The organism is Xenorhabdus miraniensis, assembly GCF_002632615.1.
On record NZ_NITZ01000138.1, the window covers coordinates 1 to 205 of the forward strand.

The following is a 205-nucleotide window of genomic DNA, read 5'->3' on the forward strand; positions in this document are numbered from 1 at the left end:
GCGGGCACCATGAATAATTAACGTTCGGAGATGACGGTTGCCCTGTTTGCTTAGAGAAGAGAGACGGCTTTTCCCGCCTGAACTGTGTTGTCGGGGAACCAGGCCACACCAGGCTGACAGTTGCCGACCATTAGCAAATTGGGAGGCGTTGACGTCACTGACGAAAGCCGCCGCAATCAGGGGACCGACACCGGGAATAGTCAGC

1 protein-coding gene is annotated in these 205 nt (G+C 56.1%); it reads right to left on the reverse strand.

What is annotated here, in order from left to right; genetic code table 11:
- A partial coding sequence (locus Xmir_RS22455) for a transposase (protein ID WP_145956974.1) occupies window positions 1-205 on the reverse strand: 205 nt, incomplete at both ends.